The organism is Paenibacillus sp. CF384 (assembly GCF_900106745.1).
Taxonomy (GTDB): Bacteria; Bacillota; Bacilli; order Paenibacillales; family Paenibacillaceae; genus Paenibacillus_Z.
In genome coordinates this window covers 22,329-47,996 of sequence record NZ_FNNV01000017.1, presented here as the reverse complement: position 1 = coordinate 47,996, position 25,668 = coordinate 22,329, and the positions used below count along the sequence as shown (strand labels likewise).

The window sequence follows — 25,668 nt, the reverse complement described above, 5'->3', positions numbered from 1 at the left end:
ATTCAGCGGTGTTATGGGTGATACAATCGGTTTGTAAGGGGTTTCAACACTTCAAATTGCACTCATAAACGGGGAGGTACACAGATGAAAAAGACAAAGGTTACCGCTGCGCTGCTCTCGATGACAATGGTCGGCGCCATGCTTGCCGGCTGCGGCAGCAACAATGAAGGCGCTGCTTCTAACGCGAACGAAAGTGCGAATAGCACGAACAATGAAAGCACGAACACTTCGACCGCGCCTACAGAGAAAACTAAAATCACCTTTTGGAAATGGATTCCGACGGAAGGTCAGATGCCGGAGCTGGAAGCCGCATTCGAGAAAGAAAACCCGGACATCGACTTGGAAGTTACGCATGTCGGCGAATCCGGCGCTTATTTCCAGAAGCTCTCCGCAGGCCTTGCAGGCGGAGAAGGTCCGGATGTCATCGCCATGCAAGTCGGCGCCAACGCCAATCAATATAAAGAGTTTCTTGAACCGCTGGCACCTTATGCAGAGCAGGAGTGGGGCGGCGATTGGAAGAGCAATTTCCTGGATGTCGCACTGGAGCAGGCAGCTTACTCCGGTGATGATTTCCGCGTATTGCCGGGTGGTATGACGGCAACTCCGGTCATCATGTATAACGCAACGATGTTCCAGAAGCACGGATTGCAAGTTCCGAAGACGCTGGATGAGTTGAACAACGTGATCAAGGTGCTCAAAGAGAAAGAGCCGGGTAACATCGCCGGAGTCGGTATCGGCGCCAAAGACGGTTGGACGGACCGCGACGTTTTCATGGGCATCGTGAATGAAATCGCACCGGGCAAAGTCTATGAAGCGCAAGAGGGCAAGCTTGCTTGGACGGATCCGGGCATCGTAGAGGCGCTCAAAGTATGGGGCGACCTGTTCAAGAACGGTGTGTTCTCCGAAGGATCGATGGGGCAGTCCCCGTATCCGAACGTAAACGATAACTTCACCAAAGGCAAGCTCGGTTTGTTCTCCATCGGTACATGGCACTTGAGCGGTTTGACGAAGGTTGCTCATGACCAAATGGTGAAAGACGGCGTCATTACCGAAGATACACACTGGGGTATGTTCCCGTTCCCTCCACTTGCGGGCGGCGAACAGAACATGGTAGCTACGGTCGACATTGCTTGGGGAATGAACGCAGAATCCAAGCACAAAGACGCTGTATGGAAGTTCATTAAGTTCATGTCTGCTGGAGAAGGTCAGAAGCTGTGGACAAACACGCTGCAAGTACTTCCTTCCCAGAAAGGCGTAGAAGTAACAGCCGAAATGGCAGGCGATACGGAGAAGGAGTCACTGAAAACCGTTTCCGAGTTCATGTCCAGTCACATCAGCGGCGCACGTGAATTGAAATATCCTGAGCTTCAGAATGGTCTCTTCGATGCCCTGCAAGCGGTCGCGCTTGGCGGCAAGACACCGGAGAAAGCGGCTGAAGACTTAGAAGCGATATCCAAAACCGTACAACGCTAATAAGCCAATGATGGAAAAAGGGGAGGTTGCCTCCTCTTTTTTCATCCATAGTGCAAGAGTGGGCAGTAGGAGGTAGGAGGAGGTCACCATGATTTCAAAGAGAAAATACGATTATGACGCGTATCTGTATTTGATTCCAGCCGTCCTGTTCATCGGTGTTTTTATCTATTACGGCGCGTACTTCAACATCTATCACAGCTTCTTTAAATGGAACGGCATCTCGAAGAATATGACGTTTATCGGCTTCGACAATTATGTCACGCTGATGAAAGACCCTAAATTTCTCAAAGCGGTGACCAATACGCTTACGTACATGGTCGTCACGGTCATTGTGCAAGCGATCATCGGTTTGTTCGTATCCGTCGTCAATGATTCTTTATTTTTCGGCAAGCGATTATTTAAATCGTTATTTTTCCTGCCGAACATTATGAGCCTCGTCGTTGTGGCGCTCATCTTCACCGAGCTATACAGCTTCAATACCGGTGCGGTCAATGAAGCGCTGAGAGCCATTGGATTGGATAACCTTGTTCGGGATTGGACCGGCGATCCTAAATTAGCTTTGTACGCCGTTATGTTCACGAACATTTTCACTTATATGGGCTTCAGCATGATTATCTATTTCACGGCGATTACCCAATTCAATCAGGAAGTCATCGAATCGGCGAAGATTGACGGCGCTGGATTCCTGCAATTGTTCACGCGTATGATCTTTCCGATGTTGAAGAGCACGCATTCCTTGCTGATCATTCTTGGCATTATCGGATCGCTCAAGACGTTCGACCTCGTCTGGCTGATTACCGGAGGTGGACCGGCTCGCTCCAGCGAGGTGGTGTCGTCTTACCTGTACCGCAGCTACGTTCTCGAATATAAAGGCGGCTACAGCGCGGCGATTTCGAACCTGATCATGATCATAGCCCTTATACTGACTTGGGTTCAAAGCCAAATTCAGAAGAGATGGGATGTATAAGAGGGGAGCTCTACGATGATATTCGATAGAAAAGATCTATTTGGCCGTACGGTTGTGCAAGTTGTTATTGTCATTATGGGCATTCTCTGGCTTTACCCGCTCGTTCGAATGGTGTTGAAATCATTTGAGGGCGGCTTCGTTAACAACTATTCGGCGGTATTTCTGGATGCAGGGGTGTATCGTTATTTCTGGAACAGCATTGTCGTGGCGGCCATGGATATCGCGCTTACGATTACCTGCGTGACGCTTGCGGCGTATGCGTTCTCGCGTCTGCGGTTCCCGCTGCGGACTCCGTTGTTTCTTATTTTGATTGTCGGGATGATGATTCCCGGCGCGGGATTTATCATTCCTTGGTTTCTGACGATCAAGCAGCTTGGTTTGGTGGATAACCCGCTCAGTCTTGTCGGACCGCATGTCGCTGGAGGCATTCCGTTTGGCCTCATGCTGATTCGCACCTTCTTCGATGGCATTCCGAAGGAAATCAACGAAGCGGCGACGATCGACGGAGCCAGCAAGCATACGATATTCCGGAGCATTTATTTGCCTCTGGGCATGCCGGCCATCGCGACCGTTACAATCTACACGTTCCTCGGATCGTGGAACGATTACTTGCTGCCGCTCATCTTCCTGCAGGACCCGGCCTCGATGACCGTGACGCTGCTCCCGCAGAAATTCGTCGTATTCGCAGGCTCAAACTATGGCAAAATCTCCGCAGCGCTCATGGCGATCAGTATCCCGATTTTCCTCGTTTATTTCTTCTGTCAGCGGTTCCTGGAGAAGGGACTTACTGCAGGCAGCGTGAAGTAATTTCCAAGCAACAACAGCACGATTGGATAAAAGAAGGCCATACCCATGAACCCATGAGTATGGCCTTTAAGTATGCGCGAGCGAACTCGCTTAAGTCAGTCCGGACAATGCATCTGGATGCCATCGGACTGGAAAGGCGAGCTTTCCGTCAAGCTGTTCAGCGAAACCGTCTCTTCGTTGTCCGGCTGATTGAGCGGATAAATCCGCGCAGTGTTGTTGTCCATGTCGACATGTTGAATATAGATCGGAACTCCGTTGCACGTTACCTCGACCATGATGGAGGATTCGGCGATTTCTTGTGCGCGCTGCGCGTTCATATGGTACTGCCCCCTTGGCTGTAAATGTCAGTTACATTGTTCGCGAAGGGCAGGCGGACTATTCAGCTTTTGGCATCTTTGGCAAAATAGTGCGTGACATACTCCCTAAACGAGCGCGCCGCCTGCGATTGATAACGCTTCTCCAGCCATGCGAGCTGAATGGTCCGGCGGCAATTGGGATCATTGATGGGCAGCAGAACGAGCGGCGAAGCTTCTTCTCTCTTGCAGGCGGATAAGAGCGCGATCCCAAGGCCGGCACCGACGAAGCTCCGCAGCGCTGCGGGTTCGTCCACTTCGCATACGATGTTAGGCTTCATGCCGCGCGAGCTGAAGAACTGATCCATCATGCCGCGCAGCCGAGTGCCCTCTTTCATGCCTATGAAGGGCTCGTCTGCGATCTCGCTGAGATTGATCAACGTATGGCTCGCAAGTCGGTGATGAGGCGGGACCGCGATGAAAATCTCCTCACGCAGCAGCGGAACGCTGCCGATGCCGGGCTTGTCGATGGGTGGTGTCGTGTAGCAGAAATCGATTTCTCCGGCTTCAATAAGCGGGATTGCCTCCTCCGTCGACACCTGAGAGATACGCAAATTAATCTCCGGATGTTCCTCCATATAAGCGCGAATCATCTCGGAGAAACGAGCCAAGGTCGTTGTCGCGATATGAAGATGCCCCCGTTCCGTACCGTTCATATCATGGATTTCACGCCTGCCTTCTTCTAGGGCGTGCAGGGCAATATCGACCTTGGCCAGAAAAGCTTGCCCGTAGCTGTTCAGCCGAATTTGCCGTCCTTGACGGTGGAAGAGCGGGACACCGAGGTCCTCCTCTAACCGGGCGATGCTCTGACTAAGCGCGGGCTGCGCGATATGCAGCTCTTGCGCGGCTCTTGTCATATGTTGAAGTCTGGCGACTTTTTGAAAATAGCGCAGCTGCAGCAGTTCCATGCTTATTTTGCTCCAATCACTCATAATGTTAATGTTATGAAGACATCATTTAATATGTATTATACATTATTAACGAGAGTGGATAAACTGGGGAAAGAAGCAGAACGTATACGTATAGCGTTGTAATTGTTGCGATAGAGAGTGTTTGTGAGAGGGGTTTTGATGAATGAGTAACGGATTTAGTGATCACATGATAAAGGCGATACGCGTTCACCAATATGGCGGTTCAGAGGAACTGCAGTTCGAAGAAATTCCGCGTCCGCAGCCGGGTGAGGGAGAAGTGCTTGTGCGTGTCCATTCCGCGGGCGTGCTGCCGATTGAATGGAAAGTTAGAGAAGGGATGTTTAAGAAGTTCAGGCCGCTCACTTTTCCTTATATACCGGGATCTTCGCTCGCGGGTATTGTGGAGGAAGTGGGTCCGGGAGTGACCGCGTTTACGAAGGGGCAGGCTGTTTTCGGAAGAACCACGTATGGGTCCTATAGTGAATATGCCCTTGCGTCAGCGGATTTTCTGGTGCCGTTACCAGTCGGGCTTACCTTCGATGAGGCTGCTACAATCTCAGGCGGTGCTACGACCGCTTGGTCAGCGCTGTTTGAGGTCGGTGGACTTGAAGCGGGAGAGCGGGTGCTGATTCATGGTGCGGCCGGTGGTGTCGGACTGTTCGCGGTGCAGTTAGCCAAATGGAGAGGCGCCGAAGTGATCGTCACCTGCGGAACGGACAACGTCGACTATGCAGCCTCGCTCGGCGCAGACGTTGTCGTGGATTACAAGCAGGCACGGTTCGAGGATGCGGCGGCTGACGTGGATTTGGTGCTGGATACGGTCGGCGGCGAGACGCAGAACCGATCGTTCGAGGTGCTGAAACCGGGCGGCCGGCTGATCTCGCTGGTGAGCCAGCCATCGGCTGAGCGCGCGCAGGAACGCGGCGTTAAAGCGATGTTCTCGAATAAGCTGCCCGCGGTGGATGCGCTGAGCAAGATTGCGGCGCTGATGGCTGACGGCCTCGTGAAGACGCATGTCGGCGCGCACTTCCAGCTTGCGGAGGCTGCCAAGGCGCAAGACCTGAGTCAGTCCGGCCATGGCCGCGGGCGAATTGTCCTGCATCTCGCGGATTAGACCTCCTCAAGGTGTCGTATTGCCACAAAGACCGCCTCGAAGAGGCGGTCTTTGTACGTTCTTCGTATTCCGGCAAACTCAGCCACCCCCGACTGCGGTTCCAACTCCAATAGAGGATCCTCATCACAACCGCAATCACAACTACATTTCCGCACCCTTCGCTGTGGCCGTGGAATTCTAACGAATCTTACAGGTCTTATATCAGCAAAAAGTGTGGTTGTGAAATTCTAACGCATCGTACAGGTCCTATTACGTGTATAAACGCCCCGTTTAGCACCATTTCCTCAAAATAAGGCCCCCACGATTCGTTAGAATAATTTAGGGGGATTTTCCCCCTAAATAAGACCTGTACGATTCGTTAGCGCGATATGACGCTGCCCCACGGCAGCGTTAATAGGTTTCGGCGCTGAGAGTTCCGTTTCCGCACTCTCAGCAACCATCGTGGGGGAGGATAAGGTTAGTTTGTTTGCTGAGAGATCGGTTTCGGGACTCTCAGCTTTATTATGGCAAGGTTTCGGCGCTGAGAGTTCCGTTTCTGCACTCTCAGCATCCGTCGCGGAGTGGATGAAGTTAGTTTTCCTGCTGAGAGACCGAATTCGGGACTCTCAGCTTCAATTTGGCAAGGTTTCGGCGCTGAGAGTTCCGTTTCTGCACTCTCAGCATCAGTCGTGGCCTAGCTCGTATGCTGAGTGTGACGGCAGCACGGCCCTTGCTACATATAAATATAAACCTTCTTATTCACGCCATCCCACGAGACTTTGGCGCCGAGGAGTTCGGCTGTAGAACGAATGCCGATGTACGTTCTGTTGTCGAATAGCTTATAGTTCGTGACGGGCTGCCCATTCACATAGGGGGTTGAAGTGGCGGAGTCCCAGTAAACCGGTACGCCCAGCGATTCGCCAAGCTGGCGCAAGGGCACGTAGGTGCTGCCATCGACAATGCGGCCAAAAGCGGCTAATTTATCGTTGACGACGATTTTGATCGTATCTTCCGGACTTAGCGGCTGAGGCTGGCCCGGATTGGCATATTGGTTATAGAATGCCTGCTCCATCGCGTTCAAGTCCACGACATTGCCCCCGATCCCATCGACACTCCCGCTATCGGAATACTGGAATACCGCCCACTCGCTCCAGGTCGGGTTACCCATCGGTTGATCTACGCCATAGTGAGCAACCCACAGCGGCCATTGACCAAGCGGCTGCCCTAGATTGGTTTTGGCAAAGCTTGCCCCTGTGTAGATCATCGTCGGACGGCCTGTCAGCCGTTCGACCTCCGTCAGCCAGTCCACGCACCACTGCGTAAGCTTGGAAACAGACACTTGGCCCGCGTCTCCCTCCACATCGAGCACATGAGGGAAGTCTGATCTGAACCCTTTGATCGTATTGGCAAAATGAGCCGCCTCCGACTTCGCATCATTCGATTCCGGATGCACGTAGTGGTAGAATCCGGTCTTGATGCCGGCTGCAGCAGCAGCGTTTGCATTCGTTGCGAATTTATCGTCTTTGAACGTAGTACCCTCTGACGCCTTTATGAAAGCAGCAAGTACCCCGGCCGCCCGTACTTTCTTCCAATCAATGACGCCTTGATGGTGCGATACATCAATGGCTTTTATATTGCTTGGGCTCTTTGCTTGCATCACATTCAGCTCCATTCTAATAGATGTAGTCGTACTAGCTTATGAGAATGAGAGGCATTTGGACTGATCATCCGGCCTAAATACGAAAAAACACCCCTAAGCCGCCCATAGCCAGGGATGTTCTCATACCCATTACACACGTTATCCCCGCAGGAATAATGCCCCGATCGCAAGCGCGCCAATGATGCCCCATACCGCATTGAGGTTCAAGTAATACACCATGATGAAGAATGCAACCGCGAGCAGGAAAGGGATGAAGGTAATCACACCAGGTGACGTCTTCATGGCAAACTTGGCAAAATCATACGCCAGCATCGCCATCATGACGAAGATGACAGGCTGGATGCCGCGAATCATGCCCTTGATGATGGTGTTATTTTGCAGCTTCGACATGACGCCGACGAGCACGATCATCAGCAAAGCCGTTGGCAGCACAACGGCAGCGAGGGCAATCGCAGCTCCTGCCCAGCCGGCTACTTTGAAGCCGATATAAGCAGCAAGCTTCGTTGCAATCGGTCCCGGCAGCGAGTTGCCAAACGCAAGTGCATGACCGAAATCCTCTGTCGTCATCCACTTCATACGGCTCACAACCTCATTCTCGTACAGCGGAATAATGGACGGTCCGCCTCCATAACCCAGCATCGTCGCTCTGCCGAACGAAATAAACAATCTCCACAGCTCACTCCACATGGCTGATCCGTCCTTTCTTCTCTATAGCTGAATGCTGCATGTCCGATCTTTGAATCTTACCCGCAAGCCTATCAGCTTCATTGGACTAATTATAAACATCAGGCGCTCTGGGATACAATGTTATATTACGCTGTACGAATATTCGAGCAGATTGGTAAGATGAAGGGGAACGTGCCTTCTGTGCATAAGCCTTTTGGCGTCACAAATACAACCAAACGATAAGGAGTTCATCATACAATGCGCAATATGGAGGAAATTCTCGGCAAACTGGTGACTTGGACGCAGAAAAACAGCATGATACGGGCTGTGATTATGACGAGCTCGCGTGCGAACCCCAATGCTCCGGTAGACTTGCTGTCGGACTATGATATCGAGCTTGTGGTGACGGAGATGACTCCGTTTCGCGGAAGTGATGCGTGGATTACGCAGTTCGGCGGCATTATGACCGAGTACCGGGAAGATCATGAACGCTCGATTACTCGGTTAGTTCTATTCGAGGATGGCGTTCGGATCGATTTTCAAGTCTATCCGGTCGAGCAATTGCAGGAGATATTGAGCATGCCGCTGCTGCCGGAGGAGCTAGATATCGGGTACCGGGTGCTGCTGGACAAAGACGGACTGACAGCGAGCATGAAACAGCCGCAGCATACCGGTTTTATCACCGATAAGCCCTCTCGTGAAGACTATCATTCGCGGCTGACCGCCTTTTGGTGGGATATCACATATGTGGCGAAGAGCTTATGGAGAGATGAGCTGTTTTACGCCAAGTACATGCTGGACACTGTCATCCGAATTGAAAAGTTGATGCCAATGGTGGAATGGTATATTGGGGTGAACGGGGATTGGAAGGTGAATCCGGGCAAAAATGGACGCTGGTTCAAACGTTACTTGGACGAGCGGACGTGGGCCGAGTTGGAACAAACCTATGCAGGCGCGAGCCATGAGGACAATTGGCGTGCACTCTTCGCGATGACGGATTTGTTCCGTAAGCTGGCAGTCGAGCTCGGCGAGAAGCTGGGCTACGATTACCCTCACACACGTGACCGCAGGGTCATCGCGTATATGGAGAAGATCCAGCAGCTTGAGCCGGATGCGCAGCAGTTCTAAGCCAATCGGGCAGTCGAACTAAGCCTAGCCCCATAGACCAAGTACAATTACGCCGCAAGTGATGAACACGGAGGACCAAATCCGCTGCTTGCCCTGCTTCTCGTGGAGAATCAGAATACCCATCAGGGTGCCGAATACGGTGCCGATTTCGCGCATGGGGGCCAGCAGCGAGACGGGGCCAAGCGACAGCGCGTATAAGAAAATCAAATAGCCGCCAGGCGCGATAATCCCGCATAGTAGCATGATTTTTCCATTCTGGCGAAGCTCTCGCTTGATGCCTTTAGAACGAATAACAGCTGGCGTCAAAGCGAGCAGATTGCCTACTGTTGTCAGCGTGTTCAGCACGATTGCGGGCACGTACTCAAGGGCGAGTTTGTCCACGATGATATAGCTGGCAATGCAAAGCCCAACTGCCAGAGCGAGCAGTGGTGCACGTAGAGAGCCGCCTCCCCCAGGTTTAATGTTGCTGAGCGCAACAATCCCGATCACGATGCACACTACGCCGAGGAAACCGGCTGGGGTCAGTTGTTCGCCCAACAAGGTGACACCAACCAGTGGGACTAATAAAGGACTGGTACCTCGCATGATCGGATATACCTGGGACAAGTCACCGACGGAGTAAGCGGCTGCCAGCAAGATGGTATATAGTCCATGAAGGGCAGCGGCGGCAGCAATGATCCACCACCCGCTGCTGCTGAGGTGTGAGCCATCCCATAGTGCAATTGCCCAAGGCAGCATCAGCACAATACCAACGAGCTGACACAACCAGAGAAATACATTTTTGTCGAGGCTGCGTTTCGTGAATAAGTTCCATACGGAGTGCAGGAAACCTGAGCCCAATACGAGTAAGAAAGCTGTGCTTAGCATGGTGTGATCATCCTTTTTCCGGAAGTACGTATGTGGGACAATTCGCTTTCCCGGGTTTAATTCCTGCCCTCTCTATCACTTAACATGATATAGTGGAACACATAGTCAATGGATTGGAGTGAAAGCGACCATGGATCAGTTCTTATTCACGCAGCTCAAATTTGTGCGAAATCAGACATTGAAGCTATTGGAAGGTGTTACGGAGGAATTGGCAGACCGGATACCGGACGGATTCCGCAATTCGATTCGCTGGCAGCTGGGGCATATCTACGTTGTGCAGGAACGCTTTGCATTTCAATACCTCGAGCTTCCGCTTCATCGGCCTGAAGGCTTCAAGGAATGGTTCGAATTCGGCACTTCACCGCTTCAGTGGCCGGCGGACTCGACACTGCCTACACTTGATGAATTAAAGCAGCTTCTCGGCAGCCAAGTGGAACGCATTCAAGAAACGATCGCGCATCGCTTGGAGGAGAAGGTTCCTCAGCCGTATACGACTTCTACCGGAATCTCGCTATCATCGCCGCAAGAGTTTCTCAGCTTGAATCTCTATCATGAAGGCATGCATATGAGCATGATCAAAGTATACAAAATACTGCTGGCTCGGCCTTAAGAGCTTGTACAAAATGACCGAACGGGAAGCATGTCCTGAACGGTCATTTTTGTGCTTCATGTGATGGCTGCAATTGGTTATACTATCCAATAGAGGTTAGTCCGCTATATCTATTTATTTACATAAGGAGGCAGCGCCACGATGAATGTACAACCTGCCAGCGAAGCCATCATTTCATTCCAAGGCGTAACCAAACAGTACGAGGGCGATCCCGCCGTACTGAAGGATGTCAGCTTCGAGATCGAGCGCGGCAAGTTCTACACGCTGCTCGGTCCCTCGGGCTGCGGCAAAACGACGATTCTGCGATTGATCGCCGGATTCACGGAGCCTACGAAAGGCAAGATTTATTTTAACGGGAACGTCATTAATCATATCCCTGCGAACAAACGCCAAGTGAACACTGTATTCCAGGATTATGCGCTGTTTCCGCATCTGAATGTGTTCGAGAACATTGCATTTGGCCTGCGTATTAAGAAAATAAAACCGTCCGAAATCAAAGAGAAAGTGCTTGAAGCACTCCGTTTCGTCAATCTTGTCGGCTATGAGAACCGTGAAATTACGGAGATGTCGGGCGGTCAGCGGCAGCGGGTAGCCATCGCACGGGCTATCGTAAATCGGCCTGAAATCATCTTGTTGGACGAGCCGCTCTCTGCGCTTGACCTTAAGCTTCGCACCGAGATGCAGGTGGAGCTGCGCGAGCTGCAGCGGCGCCTTGGCATTACGTTCATATTCGTGACCCATGACCAAGAGGAAGCGCTCGCGATGTCGGATGAAATCTTCGTGCTTAGCGAGGGCGTCATCCAGCAAAGCGGTACGCCGATGGACATCTACGATGAGCCGATCAACCGCTTCGTGGCTGATTTTATCGGGGAATCGAACATTGTGGCAGGGAGGATGAAGCAGGATTTTCAAGTCGAGTTTGCGGGAAAATCCTTCGAATGCGTCGATCAGGGGCTGCAGCCGAATGAACCGGTAGACATTGTCATCCGACCGGAGGACTTAGAGATTACACGTCCGGAGGACGGTAAGCTGCAGGTTAAAGTAGAGGCGCAGCTGTTCCGCGGCGTTCATTTTGAAATTCAGTGCATCGATGCTGCCGGCAATAAGTGGCTTGTTCACTCCACGCGCAAAGCACAGGTTGGCGAGGCCATCGGATTGACCTTCGACCCGGAGGCCATTCATGTCATGCGCTTCAATGAGACCGAGGAAGAGTTCGATAGAAGGCTGGAAGCCTACTCATGAGGAACGAAGCGCAAGCCCAATTAAACGCGCCTATCCAAACGCAGTCACGCTCTCGTAATTTGTATCTGGTACCTTACATGCTGTGGATGCTGCTGTTCGTTGTTGCGCCGATCGTGCTCATCGTCTACGACTCGCTCTTCGATGTTGAAGGCAATTTCACCTTCAGTAACTATGCGCATTTCTTCACGCCAGTCTATATGAAGATGACATTCAGCTCGTTCTGGTACGCCTTCTTAATTACGTTCTTCTCTTTGCTGATTGGCTATCCGGCTGCATATCTGCTTACCCGGACCAAACATAAACAGCTGTGGCTGCTGCTGATCATTCTTCCAAGCTGGATTAACTTGCTGCTCAAAACCTATGCGTTTATCGGCTTGTTCGGAACCTATGGAGCCGTCAACGCGATCCTCGAGCTGATCGGCATCGGAAATCAGCAAATTTTGTTTACGGATTTCAGCTTTATATTCGTTTCGGTCTATATCTTCATTCCGTTCATGATTCTGCCTGTATTTAATGCGCTTGAGGAGCTGAACCCCTCGCTCGTGGATGCCTCTCGCGATCTTGGCGCATCGACGTGGACAACCTTCCGCCGGGTCATCTTCCCGCTTACATTAAGCGGCGTGAAATCCGGCTGTCAGGCTGTGTTTATTCCTGCACTGTCGCTCTTCATGATTACGCGGCTTATCGCAGGCAACCGGGTCATCACGCTCGGAACGGCCATTGAACAGCATTTTCTCGTGACGCAGGATTGGGGCATGGGTGCCACGATAGCTGTATTTCTCATCATTGCGATGGTGATCATTATGATCTTAACCGGCAATCGCAACAGAAGTAGGAGGTAGGGCAAACGATGAACCGTAAACTGAAGCTGTCGAATGTCTATCTCTGGCTCATCTTCATCATCTTGTATGCACCGATCGTGTACTTGTCCTATTACTCGTTTAACAGCGGGGGGACGATGCATGGATTTGATGGCTTTACGCTGGATTGGTATAAGGAAGTGTTTGCCGATACACGTTTGCTGATCATATTGCTCAATACGCTGGTCATTGCACTGCTAAGCGCCGTTATTTCAACGATTCTTGGTGTAATTGGCGCCATTGCCATACACCGGCTGCGTAAGCGGAAAAATCAGAATGCGCTGCTGTCGCTCAACAATGTGCTCATCGTCAGTCCTGACGTTATTATCGGGGCATCCTTTTTGATCCTGTTTACGATACTCGGCATTAAGCTTGGATTTGCCTCTGTGCTGATTTCCCATATCGCGTTTAGCGTACCGATCGTCGTCATCATGGTGCTGCCGAAGCTGGAGGAAATGAGCTCTTCGCTGCTCGACGCCGCTCGGGATCTTGGCGCAACGGAATGGGATGTGTTGTCCAAGGTTGTACTGCCGTTCATCAAGTCCGGTATATTCGCAGGATTCTTCATGGCCTTAACGTACTCGCTCGACGATTTCGCCGTTACGTTCTTCGTCACCGGCAATGGATTTACGACACTTTCGGTTGAGATCTACTCAAGAGCACGACAAGGTGTCTCACTGTCTATTAATGCGCTGTCGACACTCATCTTTGTCTTCACGATGCTGCTTGTCGTCGGCTACTACTTCATCAACCGCCGCGGACAAGTTTCGGGGCGCGGCGACCGCCGCACGGATTGGGGGCGTCCTAACCAATGAAATCGCTCGTTCGGATGATGCTCGTCGTGCTTGTGCTTGCTTTTGCCTTAATGTATGGCGCTTCGGCACTCAATTCGTCGCAGGGCTACTCCGGCGACAATACGCTTACGATCTACAATTGGGGCGATTATATCGACCCGGATCTGGTGGCTGCTTTTGAAGAGGAGAGCGGCATTAAAGTCATCTACCAAACCTTCGATTCCAACGAGGCGATGATGACGAAGATTGAACAAGGCGGTACGACCTTCGATATCAGCGTTCCCTCCGAATATGCCATCAGCAAAATGAAAGAGGAAGACCTGCTGCTGCCCATCGACAAGTCGAAGCTGCCGAATCTCAAATACATTAACCCGCGGTTCATGAATCTCTCGTTTGATCCGGACAACGCCTATTCGATTCCGTATTTCTGGGGAACGGTTGGGATCGTGTATAACACGGAACTGATGAAGGGGCTCGAATTCAAGAGCTGGGATGACCTGTGGGACCCAAGCTTGCGCAATCAAATTCTGCTGGTGGATGGGGCGCGTGAAGTCATTGGCTTCGGGCTGAACAGTCTGCACTATTCGCTTAACGATACGAATGAGGATCATCTGCAGGAAGCGAAAGCGAAGCTCGAGGAACTGACGCCGAACGTGAAGGCCATCGTAGGTGACGAAATCAAGCTGCTGCTTGCCAATGAAGAAGCGGCGGTTGGCGTCGTGTGGTCGGGTGATGCTTCGGAAATTATCGGTGAGAACGAGAAACTGACTTATGTCGTGCCAGAGGAAGGCTCTAATCTTTGGTTCGACAACATGGTCATTCCAAAGACGGCGAGGAATATCGAAGGTGCCCATCAATTCATTAACTTCATGCTGGACCCCGAGCATGCCGCGCAGAATGCGGAGTATGTCGGCTATTCGACGCCAAACGAGAAAGCGATGGAGTTCCTGCCCGAGGAGATCTCCTCGGATGAACGGTTCTATCCGAAGCCGGAGCTGACGGCGAAGCTGGAGGTCTACAAGAATCTGGGCAAGCGGATGCTATCTCATTACAACGAGCTGTTTCTGGAGTTTAAGATGCACCGGAAATAGCAGTGGCGCGTGGGACGTGGGTAGTGGCAACCAAAATGTCACTTCCAGTTTTAACGGTTGTGACAGTAGCTATTTGGCATCAATTTGCCTTTTTCAATTTCTAACGGTTGCCAGTGAGCTTATTTAGACGTATTTCCACTTGGAATGGAGGAAATTCTGCAAATAGCCTCTGTCACATCCGTTAGAATTTCAAAAAGGCTGTTTTTCATGAAATAGCCCCGCTGACAACCGTTAAACTTTTTATTCAAATCGTATAGTCAAAAAAGTGGCTATTTTCAAATAATGTTGTGATATGACTTGTTATAAACGTCCGGTTTCTTCTAACGGCTCGTCTACATATTCTGTAGTGTACGAGCTAGGAAGGAGGGATTCATGATGAGCGTACAAGTGCTTGACATGAAAGTAAGTGTGCCCAGATTCGGACAAGGCCCCGGAGTGCCGATTCCCGTTGGGTTGATCTCGACCATGCCGACTGACAATAAGTATGATATTGCTCCCGGTTTCTTTCAGGCAGATGTCGGGATATACGCAGATCCGCTGCCGCCGAATAATAGAATCGTATTGAATGCCGTTATTGGCGTAATCGGGACATCCGCTAACGGCCAGATTATCGTGAAGCTGTTCAAATCGCTTGATCCCGTCGAAATCGGCGTGGAAATCGCAGATACGCGGATCGGCTTTGAAACCAATGCGGAGGCTTATTATACGATCGAGCTTCAAATCGCAGATTTCAACACGACCAGCCAGTTCAACGTGTATAATCTTACCGCGGAGCTGGAGCCTATTGAGAAAGCCGGCGCGTCTGTGATCGGGCCGATATCCCTTACAGGCGTTGCGTATGGGCCGGTGCTTTAAATAATAGTTCAAGAGGTCCGTTCACAGCTGCTGCGAGCGGGCTTTCTTTTGGGAGGAGATGAAGTATGATTTATTTGGAGACAGCGAGATTGCGACTACGAGACTGGGAAGAGGCGGATCTTGCGACTTTCGCAGGGCTGAATGCGGACGAAGAGGTGATGAGGTATTTTCCGAAAACCTTGTCAGCGGCTGAAACGGAGGCGTTCTATAACGTCATTGTAGCTGAATTTAAGGAATTTGGGTTTGGCTTATATGCCGTGGATGTCAAAGAAAACAACGAGTTTATCGGATTTATTGGTTTTCATCATGCGACGTTCGAGTCGGAGTTCACACCGTGCATTGAAATTGGATGGCGACTGAAGAAAGAAGCTTGGGGAAAAGGGTATGCGACCGAAGGGGCGAAAGCCTGCCTGGCATATGGATTTAACCAACTGGGCTTCCGTGATGTTTACAGCTTTACAGCCGTTATTAATACCCCTTCGAGTCATGTCATGGACAAAATCGGCATGCAGTTTATTCGCACTTTTGATCACCCGAGAGTTGATCCAAGCAGCCCCGTACATAAGCATGTACTCTATCACATCGATGCAGATTTTGCTAATGAATAGAATGACGATTTGGCCGCCTATGCTCATCTAGGCGGTTTTTTCTAAAGTTTAGGTTGACAGATTTATCCACGTAATGATACTATCTTCTCCCTGTCGCTTTTCAAAAATTTTCAATTTATGGAGGTATCGGTACGTGATAACCGTCGACGGAATCAGTAAGACATTCCTGGTCGCCAAACGGCAATCAGGCATTGGTCATGCGCTCAAGTCGTTGTTTCATCGGGAATACACGGCCATTGAAGCGCTGCAAAATATTTCGTTCCATATTCCTCCGGGCGAAATCGTCGGCTACATCGGACCGAACGGTGCCGGCAAATCAACCACGATCAAGATCATGAGCGGTATTCTCGTACCCGACCGAGGCTCCTGCGTGATTAAGGGTTTCACCCCGTGGGAGGATCGGGTCAAGTATGTGAAGAACATCGGCGTCGTATTCGGACAGCGCTCCCAGCTGTGGTGGGATGTCCCGGTCATCGAGTCGTTTGATCTGCTGCGCGACATCTACAACGTCCCGCAAGCACAGTACCGGGAGACACTGACGCTGCTCACTGAAACGCTGGACCTGGGAAGCATTATGTATACGCCGGTACGGCAGCTCAGTCTGGGGCAGCGGATGCGCTGCGAAATAGCCGCCTCGCTGCTGCACAGTCCGAGCATCCTGTTCTTGGATGAACCGACCATCGGGCTCGATGCCGTCTCCAAGATCGCGGTGCGCCAATTTATTAAGACGATCAACAAAGAAAAAGGCGTTACCGTCATCTTGACCACGCACGACATGAACGATATCGAAGCGCTGGCCAGTCGGATCCTGCTGATCGGCAAAGGGACGCTGCTCTACGATGGTAACGTGCAAGGGCTTCGCAGCCGATTCGGCACGAAGCGAACGATAACGGCCGATTATCAGGAGAACAGCCGCCCCATTGCGATTCCCGGCGTGTCGCTCCTCTCTTGGACACCGGAACGAGCCATCCTCAGCGTGGATACGGAGCAGGTGATGATCTCGGATGCGATCGCGCAGCTGTCCGCACAGGTCGAACTGCTGGATGTGGCGATCGAGACGCAACCGATTGAAGACATCATCGTGCAGATGTATAAGGAGTACCAGCTATGATGAGGGCGTACATGTCCGTATTCAAGCTGCGAATCAGTACCGGGCTGCAATATCGCGCGGCAGCGCTGGCCGGCATCGGCACGCAATTTTTCTTCGGCTTTATGTTCATTATGATTTTTGAAGCGTTCTACGCGCATTCCACTGGGCAAGAACCTCCTATGACACTGTCCCAAGTGATCACCTACACCTGGCTGAGGCAAGCCTTTCTCGCTCTGGTGATGTTATGGCTGCGAGACAACGAGCTGTTCTCGCTCATCAAGAGCGGCAACATTGCTTATGAAATGTGCAGGCCTACTAGTATCTACAACTTCTGGTATGCGAAGCTGCTTGCACAACGACTGTCGAGTGCGCTGTTAAGATGTTCTCCTATCCTGTTAGTCACGGTTTTCCTGCCTAGGCCTTACCGGCTTGAGCTTCCTCCTGATTGGCTTACCTTTCTTATCTTCCTTGCAGTTTTGGTAGTCAGCATGCTGATGGTCGTGGCCATTTCGATGCTCATTTACATATCGGTGTTCGTCACGATGTCACCGGGCGGTTCTCTGTTGATCTTTAGCGTGTTTGGGGATTTTCTGGCTGGGATGCTTGTACCTGTACCGCTTATGCCGGGTTGGATGCAAGAGATCATCTATTTGCTGCCGTTCCACTATACGGTAGATTTTCCGTTCCGCGTATTTACGGGTGATATTGCGAAGTTAGATGCTTTGCAGGGGCTCGCGGCGCAAACGGCTTGGCTGATCGCGTTAGTCGCCTTCGGCAAATTCACCATGAACCGCTCGCTTCGGCGCGTCGTTGTGCAGGGAGGGTGAGGAAGCGTCATGAGCTTATATTTGAAATATATGAAAATCATTCTTAAATCGGAGATGCAGTACCGGGTATCCTTCCTGCTGCTGACGCTGGGGCAATGTCTAACCCCGTTTACAACGTTTGCCGGGGTGTACTTTATGTTCGAACAGTTCGGCCAGCTCAAAGGGTGGAGCTTCTACGAGGTCGTGCTTTGTTTTGCCGTGACGCAGATGGCCTTCTCGTTTACAGAATGTTTCGGCCGAGGGTTCGATGTATTCTCCAGCCTGGTTGTGAGCGGGGACTTTGATCGATTGCTTGTTCGTCCTCGGGGCACGGTCATTCAGGTATTCGGCTCCAAATTCGAATTCGCCCGAATCGGTCGACTGCTGCTGAGCACTGCCATATTAGTTTGGTCCGCAGGGAATCTTGACGTTGACTGGACTGCGCTAAAGGTGACTACGCTAGTGTTGATGGTGATAAGCGGAATCGTGATCTTCACGGGCATCTTCATCCTCGCGGCTTCCGTTAGCTTCTGGACGGTGCAGGGACTGGAGATCGCCAATATCTTCACAGACGGCGGACGCGAAATGACGCAGTACCCGCTGAACATCTATCACAAGTGGGTGAAGCGGCTGTTCACCTTCGTCATCCCGTTCGGCTGCGTGAACTACCTGCCGCTGCTTTACATTCTAGGCAGGGAAGGCGGGGATCACCCGTTCTACGCGATGGTACCGTTGGCGGGGTTCCTCTTCCTCGTACCTTGCCTGCTCGTATGGCGAATTGGCGTAAGGCATTACCGGTCGACGGGGTCGTAGGTGAGAGAGCGGGTACAAGGTAAAAGATATCGCACACATAATTCGGATTAAATGCGAAATAAGCTCATGAACGGGTAACTGCTACTGTTACCGCTCATGGGCTTATTTTAAAACGAGTTGGTGAAAGTTGGTGCAAGAGAGGTACTAGTTACCCTTCCAAATATACCGCATCCCCAACCTGGACCTGCCCGGTTTGCTTCACCGAAGCATAGACGCCGAAATTGAGCTTTAATTGCTCATTCACGGTTCGCAGCAGCGAGGCATCACGTTCGAGCGTTTCGGGGTCGATCGTAATCAACGAGCAGCGATCGCAGAATACATCCACCTGCAGCTGCGCGCTTCCGACCGACAGCTGCTTAGTCAGCCATTCGTATTCATCCGGCGCATCGTCATCCAAGGTTACGAGCAGATTCGCACGGAAGCGGTGCGGGTCAAGTGGTTTCCCCCACATCGCTTCGAGCTTGCGAAGCGAGGAGTTCGTAATGATGAGGATGCTGGCTGCATCCACGGCAAGCAGTTCCGGCGACTGCGGCGTATGGGCGAGCAGGGTCAGTTTCCGCTTTGAATACGGTTGAATCTCCTGCAGCAGGGCATCGTCCCATTGCAGGGAACGGCCATCCGGTGCCGTAATGCGCAAGCCGGCAAAATGATCCGCTGCTTCCGCACCGACCTCCAACGTCGCCTTATAGTGCAGCATGTCAGGTGCGGTTCGGGCCGTGAAATATCGATCCCAGCCTTCCTTCGTCTCATCGATGAAGGCATGCGAACGATCCCCGTACAAGCCGTAGTTCTCAATGCGGCTGCTTTGGAGTGCTTCTCCTCCTAAGGATTTAACGGGAAAGCGATTGATTGCGGTAATGGTTCCAATACGAGTTTGCGTCACAGAAGGAGCCTCTTTTCATCAAGCGATAGTTAGGTATGCCATATGTATTCCCAATTGTCTTCATTATAGACGGGGACGATCAATCTGTCACAAAACAACAAACACCGGCTTGAAAGCCGGCGTTTGTGTTCCGCATCTACTGGAATTCAGCCAGTTACCCGAATGGAGGAGGGAAGACAGGGAAATCAGGAGTAACGTTAAACGTAACGTTATACTCTTCCTCTAAACCGAGCGTTGTCAGCGTCCCGGTCATGACGTCAAAGTCTGCGAATATATTAGCAAAGGTAAACAGCTGACCGGCATTGAGCTCAACTGTGCGAAGCACATAAACGACAAGCGCGGAAGGACCATCTGCCGAATTCAGCGCGTACGATACCTCAAGCTGCAAAATAACAGGATCCGTGCCATAGTTGAAGACACGTACGTCAAAGGTTTGAAAGAGCCTGTCTGGATTTTCAACAATAAACGGAATGATAGCCATGTTCATCACCTACTTACTTGTTTAATAGAATAGTATATGAGCGTAGACTGCGGAAAGTTCGGACAAGGGTTCGAATGATAGGCGGGAGAGGGGAAGAAGATGCGGCACAATTTCATCATCGGGCAATATGGAGGCTTTAACGAAGCAAAATATCGGAGAGATTTCAGAGAAGGATTCTACGGAATCGAGGCATGCTTATTTCAAAATGAATCCGATATCGAGAGACTCCACCAACAGTCGAAACAAGACCATTTTCGAATCGGTGTACATTTCCCGCTGCGAGCAAGCAGCTCACGCACACGGGATGCACTGTTCCTTGCCAAGGACGAAGCCGCGAGCCGGCAAGCCTTCGCGCGGGTTCAACAAGAGCTCGATTATCTGGCAACCACGATTCAGCCGAGCTATGTGTTATTCCATTATCCCAAGCCCGTTCTCCTGGATGATCGGGTGGACTGGGGGCGTTGGCATTTTGAGGACCGCAGTGAATATGTTTTCGAATCCGAGTACCCGTTCGAGCTATTTCAAGAGAGAAGCGAGGCTCTATTCGAGTGGCTGGCTCGCAAAGGGCAGGAGTACGATTTCGTTCCGGTCTTGGAGCTTGATGCATTGAACAGGTATGTGACGGAGACAGGAACGTTGGAACGGCTGCTTACGAAGTACGACACCATCAAGCTTTGTCTAGATACGGCAAGGCTGTACATACAGGAGAGAATGGATCCGTTCTTCGATGCCAAAGCAGTAATTGAGCGTTATGCCCGCTATGCGGAGATCATCCATTTGTCCACATTGCGAATAACGGAGAGCGGTGAGCGCAAGCAAACACGCTACCCGGTCTTGCCTGATCTGGATCCAAGCGAGGACTGGGCACCGATTGAGGACTATATGCGAATCATCGGCAGGCACAATCCGAATGTGAAAATCATGTTCGAGCATCGATCGGAGCAGGTGAGCGATGAGGAACTGTCGGCTTGTTACGGCTGGGTAGAGGAGCTGCTGCGAGCCACCGTGACCTAATCGAATATAAAAATAGATTGAAATGCGGAGCGTCTTATTGTTTAATGGAAATGAGTGAATTGTTATTTTATTACTTGATTAATAATTTTATTAATCACAAATGCGACCACAATCCAAATCCATATCAAGGAGATGTCTATCCGCATGACGAATCGCACTGTCATCAACACAGACCGCAGCAAGGGCAGCATAAACCGCAATATTTATGGCCATTTCTCCGAGCATTTGGGCCGCTGTATTTATGAAGGGATTTGGGTAGGCGAAGATTCGGAAATTCCAAATACGCAGGGGATTCGCAATGATGTATTGGAAGCGCTTCGCAAATTAAACCTGCCTGTGCTGCGCTGGCCGGGCGGTTGTTTTGCCGATGAATACCACTGGAGAGACGGAATCGGGCCGCGGGAGACGCGTAAACGGATGATCAACACGCATTGGGGCGGTGTTGTTGAGAACAATCATTTTGGCACGCATGAGTTTCTGCTCCTCTGCGAGCTGCTTGGCTGCGAGCCATATATCAATGGCAATGTAGGCAGCGGAACGGTCCAAGAGATGCAGGAATGGGTCGAATATATGACGTTCGATGGAGAGTCGCCAATGGCAAATGAGCGGCAGTCTAACGGGCGCGAGGAGCCTTGGAAGGTCAGTTATTTTGGCGTCGGTAATGAGAACTGGGGCTGCGGCGGCAACATGCGGCCGGAATATTATGCGGATCTCTACAGACGTTATCAGACCTATGTGCGTAACTATGGCGATAACAAAATCTTCCGCATCGCGTGCGGCGCCAGCGATTTCGATTACAATTGGACGGAAGTGTTGATGCGGGATGCGGCTCGTTTCATGGATGGGTTGACACTTCATTACTATACGATTCCGTTCAACTGGCAGCAGAAGGGATCGGCTACCGATTTCGAAACCTCGGAATGGTTCGAGACGCTGCGCAAAGCGCTAGTCATGGACGAGATCGTGCAGAAACACAGCACGATTATGGATAAATACGATCCGCAGAAACGGATCAGTCTCATCGTGGATGAGTGGGGCACTTGGTACGATGTGGAGCCGGGCACGAACCCGGGCTTCCTCTACCAGCAGAATACGATGCGCGACGCGCTAGTGGCAGCAGCCACGCTGCATATTTTCCACAATCACTGCGACCGGGTGCGGATGGCGAACATCGCTCAGACGGTCAATGTGCTGCAAGCCGTCATTCTAACGGAAGGCGCACAAATGACCGTTACGCCGACTTACCATGTCTTCGACATGTTTCAAGTCCACCATGATGCGGAAGCACTCGATATTCATCATGAAGCTGCTTCATACACCTATAACGGTGCTTCGATTCCGCAGACGAGTCTATCGGCTTCGCGCAGCAAGGAAGGCATTATCCACGTCAGCCTATGTAATCTGAGCCATGATGAGCCGGCGGAAATCACATTAGAGCTGAGAGGTCTGACTGAGCAAGCGATCGGCACGCTGTCGCTCAGCGGAACCGTGCTGCAGGGCAGCGCGCTAAACGCACATAACACAGTGGAGCAGCCGGGTGCGGTAACGCCTACGGAGCTGACGTCTATCGAGCAGCATGAGGACGGCACGATTCGCGTAACCTTGCCTCCTGCATCGGTAGCGGTGCTTCGTGCAGGCTAATGCGTATGGCAACTGAATCGCAGAGACAAGAAGGCTGCAAAGGTTGCAGTGCGTCCGTACATGTGGAGGAAGCGCAGCTGCAGCGGATTCTGAGCAAGCTGGCGCTGCATCCCGGCGACTGTGTCTCGGATACGCAGTACGAGGACAGACTCTCCCATTGCGAAGGGTGTTCTTCGCTTCAATATGGCACGACCTGCGCACATTGCGGCTGCTTCGTGAAGGTTCGCGCGAAGCTTGCGGTCAAAGGTTGTCCGCATCCAAGCGGTTCAAGATGGTAAGAAAACGAAGAAGACCCGAGTCGGCTCGAGCAGAGCCGGTTTGGGTCTTTTTCTTTCCCCTAGTCCTGGGGTGATTTCGGATTGCCTTTATCGGGAGACTATCTTATGCTAAAATCTACTGCCAGCTAATAGGAGCGAGATATAAAACATAGCAATGGAGAGGTGGAGCGGTCATGGAACTTACTTCAGTATCGGTAAAAGGGGTTAGCCCCTGGAATGAGGACGCCATCATTCACAATGACGATCTACAACTATTCGGCGTAATTGATGGAGCCACTTCATTAGTGCCTTACCAAGGGCCGGGCGGAGAAAGCGGCGGCTACTTAGCTGCACAGCTGGTAGCTCGGACATGCAATGAAGCTGCGGTTGAAGAAGCAGCTGCTTCGGATATGTTGATGAGCCTGCTCACCCGCGCAAACACAGCACTGCGAGCGGCTATGGTAGAAGCGGGAATATCGCCTGAGCAGAAGGAAGCCGTGTGGAATGCATGTGCGGCATTGGTGCGCGTTCAGCCCAAATGGATAGATTTTGCCCAATTAGGCGACTGCATGCTGGCTGTCTATTACACGGATGGATCGATCCGTATTGTGACGAACGATCAATTGGCGCATGTGGATGATCGGACCAAAGCGGTATGGGCACAAGGCGTCGCAGAGGGACTAACGACTCGTGAGGCCCTATGGGAGTACAGCAAGCCGATTATTATACAAGGTCGTGAAGTGGCCAACACGCTTGGCGGCTACGGTGTGATTAACGGCGATCCGACGTTCGGTGATTATGCGGAATTCGGCCGTATCAGCCGGACAAATGTGAAATCGCTGCTGCTCTTTACCGATGGGCTCTATATTCCGAAGCCGCCGGGAGAGCCGGACAAAGACAGCACCGTAGAGATTGCTTCGCTTGTCCGAGAAATGGGGCTGCCTCGTTATATCGAGTGGCTGACGGAGCTCGAAGAGTCCGATCCCGATTGCACGCGGTTCCCGCGCGTGAAGAAATCCGACGATAAAACCGCGCTCTGGATGGAACTGTAGCCGCTGCGACTCCGGCCTCGGCTGCGACTTCGACTAGAAGCCATGCTCGGCGGCATAGCGGCCCCAGTGCGGCCGGCTGCCATCTGCATCTGCGAAGCCGTATTCCTCGGACAAGTCCCACGAGGTCAACGCTTGGCCGCTTCGCTCCAGCACATTCGGATCGGAAGCAAGTGCAGCAGCAGCTTGGCCGACGAGAGCGGGCGTTTCCGATTGGAGAAAATGGGGGTCCTGCGCAGCAGCGTCCCGCCAATTGCTCTCCTTCACGCCGAAGTGATCCAGCATCGCTTCTGAACGAAGGAAGCCCGGCGTTAATGCAACCGCCGCTATGTTATGCGGACGGAGGTCTGCTGCCATCGCTTGCGCCAGGTGGATGACGGAAATCTTAGCTAAACTATAGTAGAGATTGCCGCGGTAACGATAATCATAGCCGTCCGTAATTTCAATGATCAGCCCGCCGGAGCCATGAGCAATCATCAGAGGCGCGGCATAGTAGCTGGCCATCATATGGGTATGGACACCGCGCTGCTGAATGAGAAGGCCGTCGTGTAGGGAATGCTCCCAGAACTTCTCATGCCATACCGTGAGGGGATCGCCACCCCATATGTCATTCACTTGGATGTCGAGTCGGCCTTGCTGCTCCTCGGCTACACGGGCATATAGGGCACGAACATCGTCCTCTACGGTGTAATCGCAGCGGACGGGAATGCCTTTGCCGCCGGCGGCGGTGACAAGCTCTGCCGTTTCTTCAATGGTTTCGCTGCGGCCCATATCGGACAAGCTTCCTCGGACGCTGCGGCCGGTGACATAAACGGTCGCGCCTGCACGACCGAGCGCAATCGCGATGCCGCGTCCTGCGCCTCGTGTCGCACCTGCGACAACGGCTATTTTTCCATCAAGTGGTCTCATTCGGTAGTTTTCTCCTTTAAATAGGTTGTATGGTTGTTGCGTCTTTCTATTCAGTCTACCCTGTCTTGACTGACAAAGACGGTCAGTTTCATATTGCAAATGTGGAGGTTAATTTCGTTATGTGGTTGATTTTGTTTATTCTTGCGATTGCGGGGTTTCAGGGGCTGTCGATGCTTGTATCCCGGGATAAGCTGAAGCCGTTCGATGAAACGATTATTGCCGCGGTGCAAGGGCAGGAGAACGATGGACTGACCTCTATTGCCAAAGTATTCAACAAAATCGGTTCAACCTCAACGATGATACCGATCGTTCTCATCGTTGCAGTGCTCTTATTCTTTGTATTCAAGCATCGGAAGGAGCTTGTACTGCTCCTTGGCGGCATGCTGGGTTCCACGCTGCTAAACGAGCTGTTGAAGCCTATGTATGAGCGTGATCGTCCGAATATTCACCGTCTCGTCGAACAGCACGGGTTCAGCTATCCGAGCGGCAATGCGATGGCGGCGTTCACTTTCTATGTCCTTATTACTTATTTACTATGGCGTCACATCCGCCTGCGAAGGTGGCGCCTCGCTCTATTATGCTTTAGCGCAGCGATGATCATGATTATGGGGGTATCCCGCATTTACCTCGGCGTTCATTATCCGTCTGATATTCTGGCGGGCTTCTGGTTAAGCGCATGCTGGGTGGCATTGTGCATCCGATTGTTCCGGAGCTGGGTACGCACGAACAAGTAGTCTGCC

The 25,668-nt window shown here is 51.7% G+C and carries 28 protein-coding genes; 20 read left to right on the top strand and 8 right to left on the bottom strand.

The annotated features are described in order from the left end of the window. Positions 1-84 precede the first annotated feature (84 nt). The 3 genes from BLW29_RS23780 to BLW29_RS23770 all read left to right on the top strand — a co-directional run bounded on the left by BLW29_RS23780 (position 85) and on the right by BLW29_RS23770 (position 3,247). Entirely contained in the window at positions 85-1,473 is a 1,389-nt protein-coding gene (locus BLW29_RS23780; RefSeq protein ID WP_090984290.1) for an ABC transporter substrate-binding protein, read from the top strand. An 88-nt stretch (positions 1,474-1,561) separates the two neighbouring features. Beyond that, positions 1,562-2,440 carry a carbohydrate ABC transporter permease gene (locus tag BLW29_RS23775; protein WP_090984288.1) on the top strand — a complete coding sequence of 293 codons (879 nt, stop codon included), beginning with the start codon at positions 1,562-1,564 and terminating at the stop codon, positions 2,438-2,440. Between the two features lie 15 nt (positions 2,441-2,455). Further along, a complete protein-coding gene (locus tag BLW29_RS23770) occupies positions 2,456-3,247 on the top strand; it encodes a carbohydrate ABC transporter permease (protein WP_090984287.1) in 792 nt (263 codons plus the stop codon). A gap of 95 nt (positions 3,248-3,342) precedes the next feature. Here BLW29_RS23770 and BLW29_RS23765 read toward each other — a convergent pair whose 3' ends face one another. Beyond that, positions 3,343-3,564, bottom strand: coding sequence for an H-type small acid-soluble spore protein (locus BLW29_RS23765; RefSeq protein ID WP_090984285.1), 222 nt, complete (start codon positions 3,562-3,564; stop codon positions 3,343-3,345). Between the two features lie 62 nt (positions 3,565-3,626). Then, the gene (locus BLW29_RS23760) at positions 3,627-4,508 is read right to left on the bottom strand and encodes a LysR family transcriptional regulator (protein WP_090984283.1); all 882 of its coding nucleotides are present in this window, start codon (positions 4,506-4,508) and stop codon (positions 3,627-3,629) included. A gap of 166 nt (positions 4,509-4,674) precedes the next feature. Between BLW29_RS23760 and BLW29_RS23755 the strand changes: the two genes are divergently transcribed. Next, the gene (locus BLW29_RS23755) at positions 4,675-5,625 is read left to right on the top strand and encodes an NADP-dependent oxidoreductase (RefSeq protein ID WP_256208847.1); all 951 of its coding nucleotides are present in this window, start codon (positions 4,675-4,677) and stop codon (positions 5,623-5,625) included. 712 nt (positions 5,626-6,337) lie between these two features. Here the strand turns inward: BLW29_RS23755 and BLW29_RS23750 are convergent. Together BLW29_RS23750 and BLW29_RS23745 are read right to left on the bottom strand one after the other, a co-directional pair. Beyond that, entirely contained in the window at positions 6,338-7,261 is a 924-nt protein-coding gene (locus BLW29_RS23750) for a GH25 family lysozyme (RefSeq protein ID WP_090984281.1), read from the bottom strand. Positions 7,262-7,402: 141 nt separating this feature from the next. Then, positions 7,403-7,951 (bottom strand): chromate transporter, encoded by a 549-nt coding sequence (locus BLW29_RS23745; protein ID WP_090984279.1) that lies wholly within the window; start codon positions 7,949-7,951, stop codon positions 7,403-7,405. Positions 7,952-8,188: 237 nt separating this feature from the next. On the opposite strand from BLW29_RS23745, the gene BLW29_RS23740 reads away from it, so the two are divergent. After that, entirely contained in the window at positions 8,189-9,058 is an 870-nt protein-coding gene (locus BLW29_RS23740; RefSeq protein ID WP_090984278.1) for an aminoglycoside 6-adenylyltransferase, read from the top strand. Positions 9,059-9,082: 24 nt separating this feature from the next. Here BLW29_RS23740 and BLW29_RS23735 read toward each other — a convergent pair whose 3' ends face one another. Then, on the bottom strand, positions 9,083-9,925 hold the full coding sequence (locus BLW29_RS23735; protein WP_090984276.1) for a DMT family transporter: 843 nt from the start codon (positions 9,923-9,925) through the stop codon (positions 9,083-9,085). 130 nt (positions 9,926-10,055) lie between these two features. Here BLW29_RS23735 and BLW29_RS23730 point away from each other — a divergent pair, with 130 nt between their 5' ends. The 10 genes from BLW29_RS23730 to BLW29_RS23685 all read left to right on the top strand — a co-directional run bounded on the left by BLW29_RS23730 (position 10,056) and on the right by BLW29_RS23685 (position 18,694). Then, complete coding sequence (locus tag BLW29_RS23730) at positions 10,056-10,535, top strand: DinB family protein (RefSeq protein WP_090984274.1); 480 nt, start codon at positions 10,056-10,058, stop codon at positions 10,533-10,535. A 141-nt stretch (positions 10,536-10,676) separates the two neighbouring features. Then, entirely contained in the window at positions 10,677-11,777 is a 1,101-nt protein-coding gene (locus BLW29_RS23725; RefSeq protein WP_090984272.1) for an ABC transporter ATP-binding protein, read from the top strand. Next, positions 11,774-12,619, top strand: a complete 846-nt coding sequence (locus BLW29_RS23720; protein ID WP_177186797.1) for an ABC transporter permease — start codon at positions 11,774-11,776, stop codon at positions 12,617-12,619. Before BLW29_RS23725 ends, BLW29_RS23720 begins: the two co-directional genes overlap by 4 nt. Before the next feature lie 8 nt (positions 12,620-12,627). Then, positions 12,628-13,452 (top strand): ABC transporter permease, encoded by an 825-nt coding sequence (locus tag BLW29_RS23715; RefSeq protein ID WP_090984270.1) that lies wholly within the window; start codon positions 12,628-12,630, stop codon positions 13,450-13,452. Beyond that, on the top strand, positions 13,449-14,522 hold the full coding sequence (locus BLW29_RS23710) for an ABC transporter substrate-binding protein (protein ID WP_090984268.1): 1,074 nt from the start codon (positions 13,449-13,451) through the stop codon (positions 14,520-14,522). The genes BLW29_RS23715 and BLW29_RS23710 overlap by 4 nt, the downstream gene beginning before the upstream one ends. A 372-nt stretch (positions 14,523-14,894) precedes the next feature. Further along, the gene (locus tag BLW29_RS23705) at positions 14,895-15,377 is read left to right on the top strand and encodes a hypothetical protein (protein WP_143044454.1); all 483 of its coding nucleotides are present in this window, start codon (positions 14,895-14,897) and stop codon (positions 15,375-15,377) included. Positions 15,378-15,442: 65 nt separating this feature from the next. After that, positions 15,443-15,985 (top strand): GNAT family N-acetyltransferase, encoded by a 543-nt coding sequence (locus tag BLW29_RS23700; protein WP_090984264.1) that lies wholly within the window; start codon positions 15,443-15,445, stop codon positions 15,983-15,985. A gap of 133 nt (positions 15,986-16,118) precedes the next feature. Beyond that, positions 16,119-17,096, top strand: a complete 978-nt coding sequence (locus BLW29_RS23695; protein WP_256208845.1) for an ABC transporter ATP-binding protein — start codon at positions 16,119-16,121, stop codon at positions 17,094-17,096. After that, positions 17,093-17,902: an ABC transporter permease gene (locus BLW29_RS23690; RefSeq protein WP_371264782.1), complete on the top strand. Its 810-nt coding sequence runs from the start codon at positions 17,093-17,095 to the stop codon at positions 17,900-17,902. Before BLW29_RS23695 ends, BLW29_RS23690 begins: the two co-directional genes overlap by 4 nt. A gap of 9 nt (positions 17,903-17,911) precedes the next feature. Then, positions 17,912-18,694: an ABC transporter permease gene (locus BLW29_RS23685; protein WP_090984260.1), complete on the top strand. Its 783-nt coding sequence runs from the start codon at positions 17,912-17,914 to the stop codon at positions 18,692-18,694. A gap of 148 nt (positions 18,695-18,842) precedes the next feature. On the opposite strand, the gene BLW29_RS23680 is transcribed toward BLW29_RS23685, so the two are convergent. Together BLW29_RS23680 and BLW29_RS23675 are read right to left on the bottom strand one after the other, a co-directional pair. Beyond that, entirely contained in the window at positions 18,843-19,577 is a 735-nt protein-coding gene (locus BLW29_RS23680) for an MOSC domain-containing protein (RefSeq protein WP_090984258.1), read from the bottom strand. A gap of 154 nt (positions 19,578-19,731) precedes the next feature. Beyond that, the gene (locus BLW29_RS23675; protein ID WP_090984256.1) at positions 19,732-20,058 is read right to left on the bottom strand and encodes a hypothetical protein; all 327 of its coding nucleotides are present in this window, start codon (positions 20,056-20,058) and stop codon (positions 19,732-19,734) included. A 99-nt stretch (positions 20,059-20,157) separates the two neighbouring features. Here BLW29_RS23675 and BLW29_RS23670 point away from each other — a divergent pair, with 99 nt between their 5' ends. The 4 genes from BLW29_RS23670 to BLW29_RS23655 all read left to right on the top strand — a co-directional run bounded on the left by BLW29_RS23670 (position 20,158) and on the right by BLW29_RS23655 (position 24,022). After that, positions 20,158-21,072, top strand: a complete 915-nt coding sequence (locus tag BLW29_RS23670) for an apurinic/apyrimidinic endonuclease family protein (protein ID WP_090984254.1) — start codon at positions 20,158-20,160, stop codon at positions 21,070-21,072. Positions 21,073-21,216: 144 nt separating this feature from the next. Beyond that, positions 21,217-22,713 (top strand): alpha-N-arabinofuranosidase, encoded by a 1,497-nt coding sequence (locus BLW29_RS23665; RefSeq protein ID WP_090984252.1) that lies wholly within the window; start codon positions 21,217-21,219, stop codon positions 22,711-22,713. 5 nt (positions 22,714-22,718) lie between these two features. Then, complete coding sequence (locus BLW29_RS23660) at positions 22,719-22,991, top strand: DUF6171 family protein (RefSeq protein ID WP_090984250.1); 273 nt, start codon at positions 22,719-22,721, stop codon at positions 22,989-22,991. A gap of 173 nt (positions 22,992-23,164) precedes the next feature. Then, positions 23,165-24,022, top strand: coding sequence for a protein phosphatase 2C domain-containing protein (locus BLW29_RS23655; RefSeq protein ID WP_090984248.1), 858 nt, complete (start codon positions 23,165-23,167; stop codon positions 24,020-24,022). A 33-nt stretch (positions 24,023-24,055) separates the two neighbouring features. Here BLW29_RS23655 and BLW29_RS23650 read toward each other — a convergent pair whose 3' ends face one another. Further along, positions 24,056-24,928: an SDR family oxidoreductase gene (locus tag BLW29_RS23650; RefSeq protein ID WP_090984247.1), complete on the bottom strand. Its 873-nt coding sequence runs from the start codon at positions 24,926-24,928 to the stop codon at positions 24,056-24,058. Between the two features lie 119 nt (positions 24,929-25,047). Here BLW29_RS23650 and BLW29_RS23645 point away from each other — a divergent pair, with 119 nt between their 5' ends. Then, entirely contained in the window at positions 25,048-25,662 is a 615-nt protein-coding gene (locus BLW29_RS23645) for a phosphatase PAP2 family protein (RefSeq protein ID WP_177186796.1), read from the top strand. Positions 25,663-25,668 lie beyond the last annotated feature (6 nt).